Consider the following 17,437-nt stretch of genomic DNA (forward strand, 5'->3'; position numbering starts at 1 on the left):
ATAAAGCTAATAGTAAAGATAATGGTTGAAAAAAACAAAAGCTTTAGGTATCTTATTTACCTATAATTTATTATTTAAAGGGGTGATTAGTACTAACTATCACAGTGTATAATTAACTTATAATTTTGAGTCAAAAATGATAAGAACAAAAAATATATTCTTAATAGGTCCAGTCGGTGCTGGTAAATCTACTATAGGTAAACAATTAGCAAAAGAATTAAAATTAGAGTTTATTGATTCTGATGAAACTATAGAAAGAAAGTGTGGAGTAGATATCAACTGGATATTTGATCTAGAAGGTGAGGATGGTTTTCGTAATCGTGAAAGAGACGTTATAGCAGAAATTTTATCGGAAAAGCAAAATATTGTTTTAGCTACCGGGGGCGGAGCTATATTAGACCCTGATACTAGATCATTATTATCATCTCGTGGAAAGGTGGTTTACCTTGAAGCAACTATAGAGCAACAGTTAGAAAGAACAGCTAAAGATACTAAAAGACCTCTTTTAAGGGTAGATGATAAAAAGCCAGTTTTAGAAAAGCTTATGGAAGAAAGAGAGCCGTTATATAGAAGTATAGCTGACGTTGTAGTTGAAACAAATGGCGCAACAGTTAAAAATATAGTTAATAAAATATCTACATTTTTGGTAGAAGAATCAATATTGTGAGCGATAAATTACAAATAAATCCTACATCTAGTGATAGCTACAATATACTAATAGACTCTTCTCTAGATTTTTCTAATATTCATTCTTTTATAACTAATAAACAGGTTCTGGTAGTTACGAATACCACGCTCCAGAAATTATATCTTGATGCTTTATTAGATGACATAAAAACTATAGCAACAGAAATTAAAATTTGTATTTTAGAGGATGGAGAGCAGTATAAATCTCAGCAAAGTTTAGATAAAATTTTAAGTTCGCTACTGACGTATAAATTTACTCGAGCATCTACAGTTCTTATAGCATTAGGAGGAGGTGTGGTAGGAGATATCACAGGCTTTGCAGCAGCTATATATCAAAGAGGAGTAGATTTTTTACAAATTCCAACTACTTTACTATCTCAAGTTGATTCATCCGTAGGAGGTAAAACTGCGATAAATCATCCATTGGGTAAAAACATGATAGGAGCTTTCTATCAACCTAAAGTAGTTTATACCTCGATAGAGTTTTATAAAACTTTACCTGAACGCGAATATATTTCAGGGATGGCTGAGGTTGTAAAATATGGTTTTATTTCTAGAGAGTTTTATAGTTGGTTAGAAACTAATAGACAAAAAATACTACAAAAAGATACGGTGACTCTTATAGAAATGCTAAAGAAGAGTTGCCAAATAAAAGCTCAAGTAGTTGCTGAGGATGAAAAAGAATTAACTGGAGCTAGAGCGATACTAAACTTTGGTCATACTTTTGGTCATGCAATAGAAAAATGTCAAAATTATCAAGGCTTAAAACATGGTGAAGCAGTTGGCGTTGGTATGGCACAAGCTATAGATTTCTCACATTATCTAGGTATGATTGATTGTCAAAAAGCTAAAGCAGCTAAAGGTTTTATAAGCAGTTTTGGTATATCTATAGAATTTCCTAAAAATATAAACAAAAACGAGTATCTAGATGCTATGCTGGTTGATAAAAAAAACAGTAATGGACAACTTAAGTTTATTTTACTTAATCAAGCAGGAGATTTAGAAATAATAGTTAAACCTCAAAAAGAATTAGGAATGTTTTTAAATTAGCTTTTATTCTCTGCTAAATTTTTAGTAGCTTTTCTAAGTTCATTTCTGTAGTAATCTAAATTTTTAGTAGACTCTTCTTTTAGAGATTTTATTTGTTGCGTTAAGAAGGTGATTTGACTTTCTAAACTTTCTTTTAGGTCTGATATTCTTTGTTTTGATTGCTCTTGGATAAGATCGCAATATGATTTTGCATCTTTAGCTAATCTTTCAGCTGTTTCACGACGAACACTCTCTTTAACTAAAGCAGAGTAAAGCTTTTTGATTTTTATTTCATTATCAGGCTCATTTAATAGAGTCGACCATTCATCAGAGATATTACTAAATAAATCTAGTTCATCGATTTGCTCAAGTATTTTGATTGCACTTTGACTAATTGCCATTAGATTTTAATCCTTATTATTTTATGAAAATATATTAGAAAAGATGTTAATAACTTGAAAATTATTAAAATTTGTTAAAAATGATACAAAAATATTACCATAATTAAAAGAGCAATTTTAAAATAATTTTGACTACTGCTCTTGGTAGCGAAGATTCTATAGTATAAACTTAACCAAATCTACTATATATCAACCATTTTTTGTAAAATGCTAATAAAAAACAATGACCAAATATTTAGCTCTATAAGTAAAATAAAATATTCTGCACGTCGAGGTATGTTAGAGCTAGATATTATGCTGGCACCATACTTAGATAATTGCTATATGAACGAGGGTGTGGCAAGTAAAAAATTGTTTGTTGAGTTTTTAACTAACGAAGATTGTGATATGTTTGACTGGTTATTTAAAGGTGTCAAACCTCCAGAAAAATTTCAGAAGCTAGTTAATAAGATAATCCAAGAGAAAAAGAAGTTTAATGAGCAAAATTTAAAATAGAGGACTGTTTTTATATGAATAAATTATTAAGTCACACAGGTAACTACCCTGTTTCTAGAGAAATAATGAGTATATCTAACTATTGGTTGATAGATGAAAAACAAGCTGTAACGGATCTGGTTAAAAAAGCTGAGATATCGAGTGTCCAGCAAGCTAGAGTTCGAGAGTTAGCGTACAATTTAGTATCAAAAGTTAGAAAAGATAGGCTTAAGAAATCTGGTATAGATGCTTTTATGATTGAGTATGATTTATCTTCAGAAGAAGGTATAGTACTTATGTGTTTAGCTGAAGCATTACTAAGGGTTCCAGATACTTATACTATAGATTTGTTAATCAAAGATAAACTTACAAGTGTTGCTTGGAAAGAGCATGTTGGTATCGAAAAGCATCTATTTGTTAATGCAGCAACTTGGAGTTTGATACTTACAGGTAAAATTTTAAAAGATACTAAAAAATCTTTTCGTAGGGTGTTTCAAAATTTTGTTAAAAGAACTAGTGAGCCTGTAATTCGTCAAGCTATGAAGCAGGCTATGAAGATAGTTGGCAAACAGTATGTTCTTGGGGAAACAATAGAGGAAGCTTTAAAAATTTCTCAAATTAAGGTTGAAAAAGGTTATACCTACTCATTTGATATGCTTGGTGAAGCTGCTATGACTATGGAAGATGCTCAATATTACTATCAGCAGTATTTATATGCTATTGATCAATTAGCAAAATATGCTAAACATGAAGAAATTAAGAAAAATCCTGGGATTTCAGTAAAATTATCTGCCTTGCATCCACGTTATGAAGTAGCGAAGCATGAGAGAGTTCATACCGAACTTTATCCAAAGTTACTTAAACTTACAGAACTAGCTAAAGAATACAATATAGGTATGAATATTGATGCAGAAGAAACAGAACGGTTACAAATATCATTAGAGCTGGTTGAAAGACTAGCTCATGAACCCGCACTGGATGGGTTTAATGGTATCGGTATTGTAGTGCAAGCTTATCAAAAACGAGCTCCATATGTATTAGATTATTTGTCCAATTTGGCTAAAAAAACTAATAGAAGGTTTATGGTTAGACTTGTAAAAGGAGCATATTGGGATGCTGAGATTAAACATGCACAAGAGCAAAGTTTAGAAGGTTATCCAGTATTTACACGTAAATATCATACAGATGTCTCTTATCAAGCATGTGTTAAACAGCTTTTTGAAAACCATAAGTATATTTATCCGCAATTTGCGACACACAACGCTCAAACTGTAGCTATAGTTTTAGAGTTGTCTAACGGCAATAAAGATTATGAGTTTCAGTGTTTACATGGAATGGGCGACGCTTTATATGACAATATTGTTGGTCACGTAGAGTATCAAGATATTCCTTGTAGAATATATGCACCAGTTGGTGGGCATAAGCATTTGTTAGCTTATTTAGTAAGAAGACTACTTGAAAATGGTGCGAATAGCTCCTTTGTAAATAGGATTGTAGATGAAAATTTGCCTATAGAAGGGTTGATAGAGGATCCAGTTAAAAAAGCCATAAATCATGGCTGTGGGCAGCATCCAAATATCCCATATCCAAAAGATATTGTAGCTCCTAGACTTAATTCAAAAGGTTATAATATTAATGATTTTGCGGTGTTAGATAACATATATAAAGAAATTGAAAAATATACCTCTAAAAACTCTTATAAAGCTAAACCAATAGTATCAGGTATAAAAGAGTTAGATGATAATTATGAGGATGTTATAAATCCGAACACTAATGAAGTTATAGGATACGTGATAAACGCTGACGCAAAAATTGCTAAAAAGGCACTTAAAAATGCTAATGAAGTTTTTGAACAGTGGAACGATACACCAGCTTCCCAAAGAGCTGACATTTTAGAAAAATTCGCTTATTTATTAGAAAAGCACGTCAATGAGTTTATAGCTATAGCTATGATTGAAGCTGGAAAAACGCTAAGTAATGCTATAGATGAAGTTAGGGAAGCCGTTGATTTTTGCCGTTATTATGCAGCCCAAGCTAGAGAAGAGTTTAATGGGCCAATTAAGTTACCAGCTTTGTCAGAAAACCTAAAGCAAATAGAATTTAGTGGTAGAGGCCCTATGGTATGTATAAGTCCTTGGAATTTTCCATTAGCAATATTCTTAGGGCAAATCGCAGCTTGTTTAGCAGCTGGTAATACTGTGGTGGCAAAACCTGCTGAACAAACACCTATAATTGCTTATAAGGCTATTAAACTTTTATTTAAAGCTGGATTACCTAAAAAAGTTTTACAATTTGTACCAGGTGCTGGTGAGATAGTTGGTAGCGCTTTGGTTAAAAGTTCTATTTGTAAAGGAGTGATTTTTACAGGCTCAACTGAGGTAGCAGCCATTATAAACCAAACTTTAGCAAATAAAGATAGTGAGATAGTACCTTTTATAGCTGAAACTGGTGGTCAAAATGCTATGATTGTTGATTCATCTTCTTTACCAGAGCAGGTTACTGCAGACGTTATTAAATCAGCTTTTGATAGCGCTGGCCAGCGATGTTCTGCTTTACGTGTATTGTGTTTACAAGAAGATATAGCTGATAACTACATAAAAATGATAGTTGGAGCTATGAAAGAGCTTAAAGTTGGTGATTCTAAGTGTATAGATACAGATGTTGGTCCAGTTATAGATAAAGAAGCTGCTGATAGTCTTAATGCGTATATTGAAGAGAAAAAGTCTAAATTTAAGTTAGTGTATCAATTACCAACCAACGAAAATACTCAAAAAGGCACATTTGTAATGCCAGTAGCTTTTGAAATAAACAAACTATCAGATTTAGGTAGAGAACAGTTTGGTCCTGTTTTACACATCCTTAGATTTAAGGCAAACCAACTTTCTCAACTTATAAAAGACATTAACTCTACAGGGTATGGTCTAACAGCAGGCGTACATAGCAGGATAAATGAAGTTATGAACTATGTTAAAAACCATATTAAAGCTGGTAATGTTTACGTTAATAGAAATATAGTTGGCGCTATTGTAGGGGTGCAACCATTTGGCGGTCAAGGAAAGTCAGGTACAGGTCCTAAAGCAGGCGGACCTTTTTATATGCATAGACTAGCAAATGAAAAATTATCTGGTGTAGGAGCTAGTGAGGAAGTTTATAACCCTGAAAAAATAGCTACAGATGAAAAGCTAACTAGCAAGTATATAAAAAATAGACACAGCATTACTAGTATCGTCAATGGAGATGCTCCTCGTAAAAATAGCTTTAATGACTTAAAAGACACCAACGGTACGACAATTGGTAAAGTTTTTCAGGCAACAGTAGATGTTGTAGATAAAGCAATTGAGATTGCTTATTCTGAATCTGACCAGTGGAATAATGTAAATGCTGAAGTAAGAGCAGATTTTATAGAGAAGTTCTTGAGTTTATTGGAGAAAGAGCGCTATATGATTGCTGCTAGTTTGGTAACTGAATCAAAAATATCAGTAGAAGAGGCTCACATTCAAATAGATAAGACTATTCAACAAGTAGCATATTATTGTTTACAAGCTAAAAAAGAGCTTGCTCATCCTAAGCGATTACCAGGACCTACTGGTGAGATTGATGAGCTAAGCTTAAAAGGACGCGGTGTTGTTGTAAGCATGTGCTCAAGTGACGATGCTCTTATAAGGTTTATAGGTCAGACTACTGCTGCTATGCTTGCTGGTAATACTGTAGTAGCAAAACCGGCGTATACAGGAAGTCTTACAGCCTATAAGGTTGTTCAACTAATGTTAAAAGCAGGTATAAATTCTAAGGTTATACAACTAGTTTTATCAGATACAGAAGAAGTAACATCAGCATTGCTATTTAATAGTAAAGTGTCACTAGTAGCTTTCTCTGGTAGTGTATCTGCTGTAAAACAAGTTCATCAAGCTTTGGCACTACGTAGAGGAGCGATTATACCTTTTGTAGCTGAAAGCGTTGCCAAAGATGGTAGATGCACTAAGCTTGCTATAGAAACAGCATCTCCGCTTTATTTACGTAGATTTGTGGTAGAAAAAACTGTAAGTGTTGATACTACAGCTTCAGGCGGTAATGCATCTTTAATGAGTTTAGAGGAGTAAAATTTATTGTAAACTAAAAAAAATAATGCTAAGTTTAATTTTATAATACTTATTTATTTGAGAATTGAGTTGGTGGTAAATCTAAACTTAATAATAAGGAAGCGATATGAATATTGATGATAGTTCTAAAAAGATGTCGTTGGTGAGCGCTGTTTTGATCGGTGCAACTAGTATGGTTGGCTCAGGTTGGCTGTTTAGTGCTCAGTTGACTGTGAAAAATGCTGGAAATTGGGCTTTTTTAGCATGGGTTTTAGCAGCAGGTATTGTGTTGTTAATAGCATTGTGCTTAAGCAAAGTTGTTTCAATGTACCCTGTGCGAGGTGCTACGACTAGGTCTAGCGCTATTTCTCGGGACTTTCCAAATAAATGTGTAAATTCTTAATTAACCTGCTAGATTATTTCTAGCGAAATATTAAGGATAGAAACAATGTCTAAGAATAAGAAGTCAGAAGATATTTACACAGCTATTGCAGATCAAATAATAGATTCAGGTGTTGATATTAATCAAATGTTTGAGAAAGATGGTTTGCTAAAGCAACTAACAAAACGATTATTAGAAAAAGCACTAGATGCAGAAATGAATAGTCATCTTGGTTATTCAAAACACCAAAGGACTAATTCATCAAATGCTAGGAATGGCTATAGTAACAAGACATTAGCTACAGACACAGGTAATTTGGAAATATCAGTTCCACGAGATAGAGATAGTGACTTTGAACCTCAAATAGTTCCCAAAAGAGTCACCAAGATAAACGGCTTAGACCAAAAAATTATATCTTTGTATGCTAAAGGTATGAGTACTACAGATATCCAACAACAGTTATTTGAGTTATATGATACAAAGATAAGTACAAGCTTTATAAGTGATGTTACAGAAGCTATTATTGATGATGTTAAAGCATGGCAAAATAGACCTTTAGAGTCAGTTTATCCAATAGTGTTTTTTGACTGTATAGTCGTTAAAGTTAGAGAAGACAAGCATATTATTAATAAAGCTGTGTATGTGGCTCTTGGCATATCGTTAACTGGTCATAAGGATGTATTAGGTCTTTGGATCAGTCAAAATGAAGGTGCTAAATATTGGCTTAGTGTTTTTACTGAATTAAAGAATAGAGGCTTACAGGATATATTTATAGCATGTACTGATAATTTAAAAGGCATGTCTGATGCTATACAAGCTATATACCCTGAGACAAAGCATCAGCTTTGTATCGTTCATCAAATTCGTAATAGTCTTAAGTATGTGCCATATAAAGACAAGAAAGAGGTAGCTAGAGAGTTAAAGAAAATATATGATGCTGATACCATTGCAATAGCTCAATCTGAGCTTGATAACTTTGCAAATAAATATGATACTAAATATCCTTTAATTTCAAAGTCATGGATAAATAATTGGGATAATTTAACTGTATTCTTGCAATATCCTCCAAAAATTCGTAAAGTTATTTACACTACTAATGCGATTGAATCGCTTAATAGCCAGTTTAGGAAAGTCATTAAGAATAAAAAGCTATTTCCTAAAGATGACTCTGTTTTCAAATCTTTGTACTTGGCTATAGATTATTTGACTAAAAAATGGTCTATGCCTGTTAAATATTGGAATGAGGCTATGCCTTATTTCGCTATCGAGTTTGAGCATAGAATTCAGAGATTCATGTAAGTGAATTTACACAGTTAAGTGGAAAGGCTCTATTTCTCACAACAGTATCTTCGCCATGCCATTTGCATTTGCAAACTGGTTTGGAATAGTTGTAGTTATTTCTACTGAAGCATTAGCTACTACTCAATATCTTGCTGGAGTAAAGAGTATGACCTGGCTTATGACAGATAATGCTCTTACCTTTCCAGGGGAGCTTTTTGCTTTATTTATTCTAGCATTATATCTATTAGTTAATTTTTATGGAGTTAAACTCTTATCTAAAGTTAATAATGCTATTACAGTTTTTAAGATGTTTGTACCAGTTCTTATTGTAATAATATTTATAATATATGCTGTTACACATAGCAATGAGCATGTTAGTATGTTTTCTTCAGAGATTCCTAACAATAGCAACTTTGGATTTTCTAACGCTTTAACTGCTATTGTTGCAGGTGGTTTGATATATTCTTTTAATGGTTTCCAAACAGTAGTAGCTTATGCCAGTGAAGTTAAGAATCCTAGTAGAAACGTACCTCTAGCTATTATAATAGCATTAATTTTGGTATTGGCTTTATATACAGCTTTACAATACGCTTTTATGCAAGCAGTGCCACATGCTTATTTGGTAGAAAAAGGCGGTTGGTCAGGTTTAGATTTTGAGTCGCCATTGTTGCAGCTAGCTACTATGTTGGGGTTAGGTTATATAGCTTTTTTATTGATCGCTGATAGTATTTTAAGCCCATCTGCGACAGGTTATAGCTATCTAGGGGCATCTTCTAGGATGCTTTATGCGATGTCTTCTGAAGGACAAATGCCGAGATACTTTGCAAAAATAACACCCAAAGTTAATGTCTCTAGAAGATCATTGCTTGCTAATTTTTGCTTATCAGCAATATTTTTATTATTTTCAGATAATTGGGCGGGCTTAATGATAATTGTAACAGGCCTTCATATAATAGGCTATATGGCTGCTCCAATTAGTATGGGTGCTTTAGCACCTCGTACACGCTTATTTGGTTTGGTAGTATTTGTACTTTTAACTTTACTTTTAAATACTATTGAGGTTCAAACAAATATTAATATGAGTATAGTATTAGTAATATTAATGGCTCTATATGGAAGTATTGAATACAAAAGAGTAGGTTTTAAAAAATTGGCTTGTCTAATTCTTCCATTTATAATATTTTTAGCTATTGTTGCACCGCTTGATAACTATCTGTTAGAAGGTTTTATTGGAGCTATATTTTATTGGATAGTAACAGACAAACGTTATGTGACTTTTTGTAAAGCAACTGCTAATGAGAAAAACATTATTGTCGATTGATATAAGTTAATTTGCCATAAACTACTACGTTATCAACCACGTTGTTGATATTTTTAAGCATTTTGTTTTGTAACAGTATTAATAAATAAATTGGCTATAGCTATATAAATTTTTTGCTCTTATAATATTGTTTTAGTTTTATTAAATTAGATTCATTCATATGAAAAAAAATACTAAATGGATTCTTGCTATTTTATGCTTAGGTTATTTTATAGATTTTTATGATTTAACTGTAATGAGCGTTTCTTATGTAGATTTGTTCAAAGAGCAGTTTGGTGTTTTAAATTCAACATCTATACAACAGATGTATTACCTAACCAATAATGTGCAAATGGCCGGTATATTAATAGGGGCAATATTATTTGGTATATTAGCAGATAGATTTGGCAGGATTACAGTAATTAAATATAGTATACTGCTTTATTCTGTTACTACTATATTGTCAATATTTGTTAGTAGTATTTATGTCTTTTTATCCTTAAGATTTTTGGCTTACTTAGGATTAGCTAGTGAGTTTGCTGTATCTACAGTACTTATAGTTGAATTTTTCCCACCTAAATTAGCTGCTTGGGGAATGAGTCTCTTGTATATACTAGGAGTTCTTGGGGGTATTGTAGCAACACTTTTTGGAGTTTTTTCTTACAAATTTATGTTTATATTTGGAGGGGTTGCTGGTTTAGGGATATATGCTATTAGGAAAGTATTAGAAGAATCTCCACATTTTATACACTTATATGCGTCTGATAAATTTAAAAACGCTGGTAACATATTTTTCTTGTTCAAAAATTATAGTAAACCTTTACTGTTAAACTTTTTAATAACAATACCATATTTTTTCGTAATAACAGTTATGTTTGCTTTAGTAAGGTTTATCTCTTCCGAGATTGATTTTGCCATCTTAGTAAAAGTATTTTTATTTGGCTTTTTTACAGGGAACATTATAAGTTGTATTTTAAGCGGTATTTACAACCAGTTTTTTAAAACTCCAAACTTATTTTTTATAATAAACATAATTATTTTTTTACTAAGCATATTTATATATAGTTATATATCTTCAGCTACAATATTCTTCTATGGAGTAGTTATAGGCTTAATAGGAGGTGGTTATAATATAATGTGGGCCCAATACGCTGCTGGAGAATTTCCCACAGAGGTTAGGTCTCTCTCTTGTAACATGATCTTTGCATTAGGTCGGACTAGTAGTATTTTTTTTGGGATGGTACTTGCATACTGGATCACAGATGAAAATACTTTTAGAAGTAATATAAACACTATGGCTGTAGCTATAGCGTTTATGGTGTTATTGATAATATTTATTTATAAAAGAAAACGCATTCTATAAATAAGGAACTGTCATTATATATAGTTACACATCTGATTTGGCTGTATAATTTATTTCTAGTTCTTAAAGGATGTTTATTTAGAGAGCTACAAAATGTCTAATAAAATTTTGTTTGGTGTAACTGGTAGTGTATCTGCTTTTAAGGCTATTGGCCTTATGCGACTATTTATAAAAAGTGGTTACGAGTGTAAGAGTATTATCACAAAAGGTGGATTAGAATTTATTAAGCCAGAGCTTTTAGTTGCTTTGGGTTGTCAAGTTTATACCGATTGCAATTTAGATATGTATTCGTATGAGCAAAGTATGGCGCATATACACTTATCACGTTGGGCTGACAAAATAATAATTGTACCTGCATCTGCTAATTCGATAGCTAAATTTGCTACTGGTTTTGCTAGTGACTTATTAAGTCAGTGCCTACTTGCAAATAATGATTACTCTAAAGTTTATATAGCTCCAGCTATGAATGTAAATATGTGGCAGAATAAACTTACTCAAGAAAATATATCAAAATTACAAAGTTTAGGCTTTAATATAATTTCGCCAGACCAGGGAGAACAAGCTTGTGGTGATATTGGATACGGTAGGTTACATGAACCTGAACAGTTATTTGAGCTACTAACAGGATCGCAAGATTTTAAAGATAAAAAAGTATTACTAACAGTTGGTGCTACAGTTGAGGATATAGATGGTGTTCGGTATTTGTCTAACTATAGTTCTGGAAAAATGGGTTTTGAGCTAATCAAAGAATTTTTACTAAGAGGAGCGCAAATTACTGTTTTAAAAGCTAAAACAACTATAGATTTTAGTATTAGACATCCTAACTTAAAGATAGTTGAGACACTTAGTGCTGATAGTATGAATATAACTATGTTAGAGCTAGCAAAAGACAAAGATATATTTATAGGGTGTGCAGCAGTAGCTGATTATAAAATAAAACAAAAATTTGAGCATAAAATAAAAAAAAGTGATGAAATTTTAACTCTAGAGTTTGTAAAAAACCCTGATATCTTAGCTAATTGTAAAAAACATTACCCAGGAATATTTGCTATAGGGTTTGCAGCAGAGTCACAAAATATAATAGAGTATGCTAAAGCGAAACTAGAAAAGAAGAACTTAGATATGGTGATCGCTAATAATATATCTGTACTAGGTCAAGATAGTAGTAGTATAACTATTTTTTCTAAGATGAACGATGGTAGTTTAGAGTTTGGAAATAAACATAAGCAAGAAATAGCTAGAGATATTTTAAATACTATAAAGGAAATTCTATAACCTAAAAGGCTTAGTTAAGAAGTATAGGGACTTTCCAAATAAATGTGTAAATTCTTAATTAACCTGCTAGATTATTTCTAGCGAAATATTAAGGATAGAAACAATGTCTAAGAATAAGAAGTCAGAAGATATTTACACAGCTATTGCAGATCAAATAATAGATTCAGGTGTTGATATTAATCAAATGTTTGAGAAAGATGGTTTGCTAAAGCAACTAACAAAACGATTATTAGAAAAAGCACTAGATGCAGAAATGAATAGTCATCTTGGTTATTCAAAACACCAAAGGACTAATTCATCAAATGCTAGGAATGGCTATAGTAACAAGACATTAGCTACAGACACAGGTAATTTGGAAATATCAGTTCCACGAGATAGAGATAGTGACTTTGAACCTCAAATAGTTCCCAAAAGAGTCACCAAGATAAACGGCTTAGACCAAAAAATTATATCTTTGTATGCTAAAGGTATGAGTACTACAGATATCCAACAACAGTTATTTGAGTTATATGATACAAAGATAAGTACAAGCTTTATAAGTGATGTTACAGAAGCTATTATTGATGATGTTAAAGCATGGCAAAATAGACCTTTAGAGTCAGTTTATCCAATAGTGTTTTTTGACTGTATAGTCGTTAAAGTTAGAGAAGACAAGCATATTATTAATAAAGCTGTGTATGTGGCTCTTGGCATATCGTTAACTGGTCATAAGGATGTATTAGGTCTTTGGATCAGTCAAAATGAAGGTGCTAAATATTGGCTTAGTGTTTTTACTGAATTAAAGAATAGAGGCTTACAGGATATATTTATAGCATGTACTGATAATTTAAAAGGCATGTCTGATGCTATACAAGCTATATACCCTGAGACAAAGCATCAGCTTTGTATCGTTCATCAAATTCGTAATAGTCTTAAGTATGTGCCATATAAAGACAAGAAAGAGGTAGCTAGAGAGTTAAAGAAAATATATGATGCTGATACCATTGCAATAGCTCAATCTGAGCTTGATAACTTTGCAAATAAATATGATACTAAATATCCTTTAATTTCAAAGTCATGGATAAATAATTGGGATAATTTAACTGTATTCTTGCAATATCCTCCAAAAATTCGTAAAGTTATTTACACTACTAATGCGATTGAATCGCTTAATAGCCAGTTTAGGAAAGTCATTAAGAATAAAAAGCTATTTCCTAAAGATGACTCTGTTTTCAAATCTTTGTACTTGGCTATAGATTATTTGACTAAAAAATGGTCTATGCCTGTTAAATATTGGAATGAGGCTATGCCTTATTTCGCTATCGAGTTTGAGCATAGAATTCAGAGATTCATGTAAGTGAATTTACACAGTTAAGTGGAAAGGCTCGAAGTATATTTTAGATTATTTTATAAGCTTTTATATCTTCTTAGAGCCCTTTCTCTAGATATTTTAAGGTCAACTATAGGTTTTGGATAAGTTTCACCTAGCGTAATTTTGGCTTCTTTTAACATAGCTTCACTAGCCTCCCATGGCTTTATCAAATATTTGTCTGGTAAATTTTTTAATTCTGGTACAAATTTGCGAATATAATCATACGCTTCAAATTTTTCTGCTTGCAAAACTGGATTAAATATTCTAAAGTAGGGCGCTGCATCAAGTCCACAGCCAGCTACCCATTGCCAATTAGCATTATTACTAGCAAAATCCGCATCAAAAAGAGTATCAAAAAACCATTTTTCACCTTCTTTCCAGTGTATTAAGCAATTTTTAACCAAAAAGCTAGCAGTTATCATACGTACACGATTGTGCATATGACCAGTTTGCCAAAGTTGACGTATACCCGCATCTACTATAGGTATGCCTGTTTGTCCCTGTTGCCATTTTTTTAGTAGGTTTTGGTCACTTTGCCATTCAAATTTATCAAATTTTGGATTGATATTTTTATGATCTAAATCAGGGTAGTAATAAGCTTGGTAATAACAAAAATCACGCCAGACTAGTTCTTTTATAAAATGCTCTTCATTTTTGCCTATTAAATCTAAATTTTGTACAGCATTATAGATCTGATTTGGTGATATTTCACCAAAGTGTAGGTGTGGCGATAAGTTTGATGTTGCATCTAAACTCATATAATCACGCGCTACTTTATAGTCTTTAATTTTTTCATCTAAAAATCGCTCCAATATATTGACAGCTGCTTCTTCACCAACTTTCCACTGTTTGATAATTTCTTGCCATGAGTGTTTTGGTTTTAGTAGACCTAAAGAATCTAGACTAACTGCCTTAGCTAATTTTGTAAGCTTTTTAAATTTTGGTTTTCCAAGGTTTGGTCTATTTTCTCTAATTTTAATAAGTTCTTTATAAAATGGTGTATAAACTTTATAGTGTGTGCCATCAGCTTTTTTACATTGCCATGGTTCTATAAGTAAACTGCTATTGAAGCTTTTAACATTTATATTATGTTCTTGGAGAAGTTGTTTAATTTGAGTGTCTCTATCGACACTATATTTGTCATAGCATCTATTCCAATAGAAGTCAGTAATACTATTTTCTTTGACAAGTGTTTTCACAATTTCAAGAGGATTACCTATATAGGTATTAAGTTTGTTATTAAGAGACTCATTTAGCTTTGTTAATGAGTAGTGTAACCATAGTTTACTTGCTCCACCAATAAGACGCTTTTCATCAAAAATATATATAGCTATAGTTTCATCAGCTTGGCTTGCGTGACTAAGAGCTGGGTTATCAGCCAGGCGTAAATCTTGCCTAAACCAGTGGATAGCAATTTTTTTCATAGTTCTTGGATTAGTATTTTGTGTAACATTTCAACGTGAGCTTGAGAATCGTTTAAGCATGGGATTAGACTAAATTTTTCGCCACCATTTTTTATAAAATTTTGCTTTTCTGTAATAGCAAGTTCTTCTAGAGTTTCTAAGCAATCAACACTAAATCCAGGCGCTATTAAAACAACCTTTTTATTTTGGTTAGCAAAACCTTCTAACTTTGCTGTAGTGTATGGTTCTAACCATTTTTTAGGCCCAAATCGTGATTGAAAAGATAGCTCAAAATCCATATTTGGATATTCAGTTTCTAAAGATTCTTTAACTAAACGATAAGTTTTATGACAATGACAATAGTAAGGGTCGCCAGCATCAAAATACTCTTTTGGCAAACCATGAAATGAGAATAAAACTGTATCTGGGATATAGCTTAATTTTTGCAAGTGTTGACTAACCTGTTGACTAATAGCTTCAATATAATGTTTATTATCATAATAAGGGTTTATACCTTTTATAGTTGGTTGCCATCGAAGTTTGGTTAAAACTTTATATACTTCGTCATAAACTGTAGCCGTAGTAGTAGCAGAGTATTGTGGATATAGTGGGAATATTGCTATTTCAGTAGCACCTTGCTCATGTAGAGCTTTAATTTTAGCCTCAATACTAGGATTACCGTATCTCATGGCGTAGTCGACAATGTGGTTTTCAAGCCTTTGATTTAATTTTTTAGCTAGCTTTTCTGTATATAGTAGTAAAGGTGATTTGTTATGTTCCTTGTTCCAAACTTTGTTATAGTTATGAACATTCTTTTTGGAGCGAATAGGTAGGACTATAAGGTTTAAAATTAGCTTCCATAAAATAGGATTAGCTTCTATAACTCGTTTATCTGATAAAAATTCTTTAAGATATTTTTTTATGGATTTTATATCATAATTATCAGGTGTCCCTAGGTTAACTAAAAGAATAGCTTTTTTATTATATTTCCCATTATATTCTTGCATTTGTTTGATTAGGTATGAGTTTGCCTAGAAATTATTTTAACAAAAAATATTTCTCTAAGAGTTAAATTTTTTTCATATAAGTAGCAAACAGGTTATAATGGAAAGTAGGCTAATAAGTCTTTGTAAGGAGATATATTATGAAAAAATTAACTTTAATAACAATAGGAATCCTAAGCTTGGGTATGAGTTATGCCTACATGCGCCCAGCTGATCCATACAATATGTATGATGGTCCAGAGGTTAAAGAAGAGCGTGCTGAAGGTGCTGCATATGTGCCGCCAGATAGAGAGTTTATAAACTCTAGATATGGCGAATATATAGATAACAGAGAGACTGAATTTAGTCCATCAGATGATGCAAACAGACTTTTTTGGTCTTATAGTCAGCCATAATATATTGTATAATAACTTTCAATTTAATTAATTTCTAGAATATAGCTTTAAATGCAACAGTGGCACCAATTACAATTTGAGATAAAATCTAATTTTTTTGATCTTGTTGAAGATTATCTTTTTAATAATGGGGTTGGATCTATAACTAAGATTGATAAGCCAAATGATATTGTTAACGTTATAGTGTTATATGAAAATCATCATAATATAGCTATGATAATAGCTACTCTTGAAAAAGAGTTTGAGAATATCTTAGAAAGTCAGATTGATTATGAGGTTATCAAAGGCCAGCAGTGGGAAGCTGCTTGGTTATATGATTATGAACCAATAAAAATTGGTGAAAATATTATAGTGTATCCAAACTGGCGTGAATTGCCTAAAGATAATAAAGCTACGTATATAATAGTTGATCCAAGTATTGCTTTTGGCTGTGGTAATCATGAAACCACTAAAATGTGTCTTGAGTGGTTAGAAAAGCATGTAACTAAAGATTCCCTTGTTTTAGATTATGGCTGTGGTACAGGTATACTTACTATTGGAGCAATCAAATTAGGTGCTAGTTATGCTCAAGGTATAGATATAGATCCTAATTCTCTTGAATCTTCACAGAAAAATGCTAAAGAAAATGGTATTGTTGATAAGATACATTTTAGTGATAAGCCACCAACACAAGAATTTGATCTGATTGTAGCAAATATTTTTTCAAATGTATTAATAAGCTTAGTTGAAAATATAGCTGGTAGTCTAAAGCAATGTGGAAGACTTGCTCTATCTGGAATCATAGAAAATCAAGTTGAAGAAGTCCAGGAAGTATTTGTTAAGCATGGTATAATTTTTAACTCACCTAAGCAGATGGGACAGTGGTTTTTATTAGATGGTATAAAAAAAGAGCTTTAAAATGCTAATATCGAAATAGAAAATAATGTTGTACTTGCTTCAATGACTGGGTTTTGTGATAGTGTTTTTGTCAATTTGTAAAACATTGACATCAACAAAAAAAAGACCTATAATTA

Annotated in this window: 13 protein-coding genes and 2 pseudogenes; 12 read left to right on the forward strand and 3 right to left on the reverse strand. The window is 32.0% G+C overall.

Annotated features, from left to right (window positions below; all coding sequences use genetic code 11):
- The first annotated feature begins 136 nt into the window (after positions 1-136).
- Together aroK and aroB are read left to right on the forward strand one after the other, a co-directional pair.
- A complete protein-coding gene (aroK, locus tag E3E15_RS03685) occupies positions 137-667 on the forward strand; it encodes a shikimate kinase AroK (RefSeq protein WP_035719018.1) in 531 nt (176 codons plus the stop codon).
- On the forward strand, positions 664-1,737 hold the full coding sequence (aroB, locus tag E3E15_RS03690) for a 3-dehydroquinate synthase (RefSeq protein WP_172106623.1): 1,074 nt from the start codon (positions 664-666) through the stop codon (positions 1,735-1,737). The genes aroK and aroB overlap by 4 nt, the downstream gene beginning before the upstream one ends.
- On the opposite strand, the gene E3E15_RS03695 is transcribed toward aroB, so the two are convergent.
- Positions 1,734-2,117 carry a kinesin gene (locus E3E15_RS03695; protein WP_172106624.1) on the reverse strand — a complete coding sequence of 128 codons (384 nt, stop codon included), beginning with the start codon at positions 2,115-2,117 and terminating at the stop codon, positions 1,734-1,736. The genes aroB and E3E15_RS03695 overlap by 4 nt on opposite strands.
- Before the next feature lie 207 nt (positions 2,118-2,324).
- On the opposite strand from E3E15_RS03695, the gene E3E15_RS03700 reads away from it, so the two are divergent.
- The 8 genes and pseudogenes from E3E15_RS03700 (at position 2,325) to E3E15_RS03735 (ending at position 13,607) form a co-directional block, all read left to right on the forward strand.
- Positions 2,325-2,612: an FAD assembly factor SdhE gene (locus E3E15_RS03700; protein ID WP_172106625.1), complete on the forward strand. Its 288-nt coding sequence runs from the start codon at positions 2,325-2,327 to the stop codon at positions 2,610-2,612.
- A 14-nt stretch (positions 2,613-2,626) separates the two neighbouring features.
- Complete coding sequence (gene putA / locus E3E15_RS03705; RefSeq protein WP_172106626.1) at positions 2,627-6,691, forward strand: bifunctional proline dehydrogenase/L-glutamate gamma-semialdehyde dehydrogenase PutA; 4,065 nt, start codon at positions 2,627-2,629, stop codon at positions 6,689-6,691.
- Positions 6,692-6,863: 172 nt separating this feature from the next.
- A pseudogene (locus E3E15_RS03710) lies at positions 6,864-7,046 on the forward strand (APC family permease); the annotation flags it as partial.
- A 72-nt stretch (positions 7,047-7,118) separates the two neighbouring features.
- Positions 7,119-8,351, forward strand: a complete 1,233-nt coding sequence (locus tag E3E15_RS03715) for an IS256 family transposase (RefSeq protein WP_172106156.1) — start codon at positions 7,119-7,121, stop codon at positions 8,349-8,351.
- A gap of 28 nt (positions 8,352-8,379) precedes the next feature.
- Positions 8,380-9,654 (forward strand): annotated as a pseudogene (locus tag E3E15_RS03720) (APC family permease); the annotation flags it as partial.
- A 160-nt stretch (positions 9,655-9,814) separates the two neighbouring features.
- A complete protein-coding gene (locus tag E3E15_RS03725; protein WP_035719034.1) occupies positions 9,815-10,996 on the forward strand; it encodes an MFS transporter in 1,182 nt (393 codons plus the stop codon).
- Positions 10,997-11,089: 93 nt separating this feature from the next.
- Positions 11,090-12,271, forward strand: a complete 1,182-nt coding sequence (gene coaBC / locus E3E15_RS03730; protein WP_172106628.1) for a bifunctional phosphopantothenoylcysteine decarboxylase/phosphopantothenate--cysteine ligase CoaBC — start codon at positions 11,090-11,092, stop codon at positions 12,269-12,271.
- Between the two features lie 103 nt (positions 12,272-12,374).
- Entirely contained in the window at positions 12,375-13,607 is a 1,233-nt protein-coding gene (locus E3E15_RS03735; protein WP_172106156.1) for an IS256 family transposase, read from the forward strand.
- 50 nt (positions 13,608-13,657) lie between these two features.
- Here E3E15_RS03735 and E3E15_RS03740 read toward each other — a convergent pair whose 3' ends face one another.
- Positions 13,658-15,046: a cryptochrome/photolyase family protein gene (locus E3E15_RS03740; RefSeq protein ID WP_172106629.1), complete on the reverse strand. Its 1,389-nt coding sequence runs from the start codon at positions 15,044-15,046 to the stop codon at positions 13,658-13,660.
- Entirely contained in the window at positions 15,043-16,032 is a 990-nt protein-coding gene (gene hemH / locus E3E15_RS03745; protein WP_172106630.1) for a ferrochelatase, read from the reverse strand. The genes E3E15_RS03740 and hemH overlap by 4 nt, the downstream gene beginning before the upstream one ends.
- 137 nt (positions 16,033-16,169) lie before the next feature.
- Here hemH and E3E15_RS03750 point away from each other — a divergent pair, with 137 nt between their 5' ends.
- Both E3E15_RS03750 and prmA read left to right on the forward strand, forming a co-directional pair.
- The gene (locus E3E15_RS03750; RefSeq protein WP_035719043.1) at positions 16,170-16,424 is read left to right on the forward strand and encodes a hypothetical protein; all 255 of its coding nucleotides are present in this window, start codon (positions 16,170-16,172) and stop codon (positions 16,422-16,424) included.
- A gap of 51 nt (positions 16,425-16,475) precedes the next feature.
- On the forward strand, positions 16,476-17,321 hold the full coding sequence (gene prmA, locus E3E15_RS03755) for a 50S ribosomal protein L11 methyltransferase (protein WP_172106631.1): 846 nt from the start codon (positions 16,476-16,478) through the stop codon (positions 17,319-17,321).
- Positions 17,322-17,437: the final 116 nt, after the last annotated feature.

Source organism: Allofrancisella frigidaquae (assembly GCF_012222825.1).
In the GTDB taxonomy this organism is placed as follows: domain Bacteria; phylum Pseudomonadota; class Gammaproteobacteria; order Francisellales; family Francisellaceae; genus Francisella; species Francisella frigidaquae.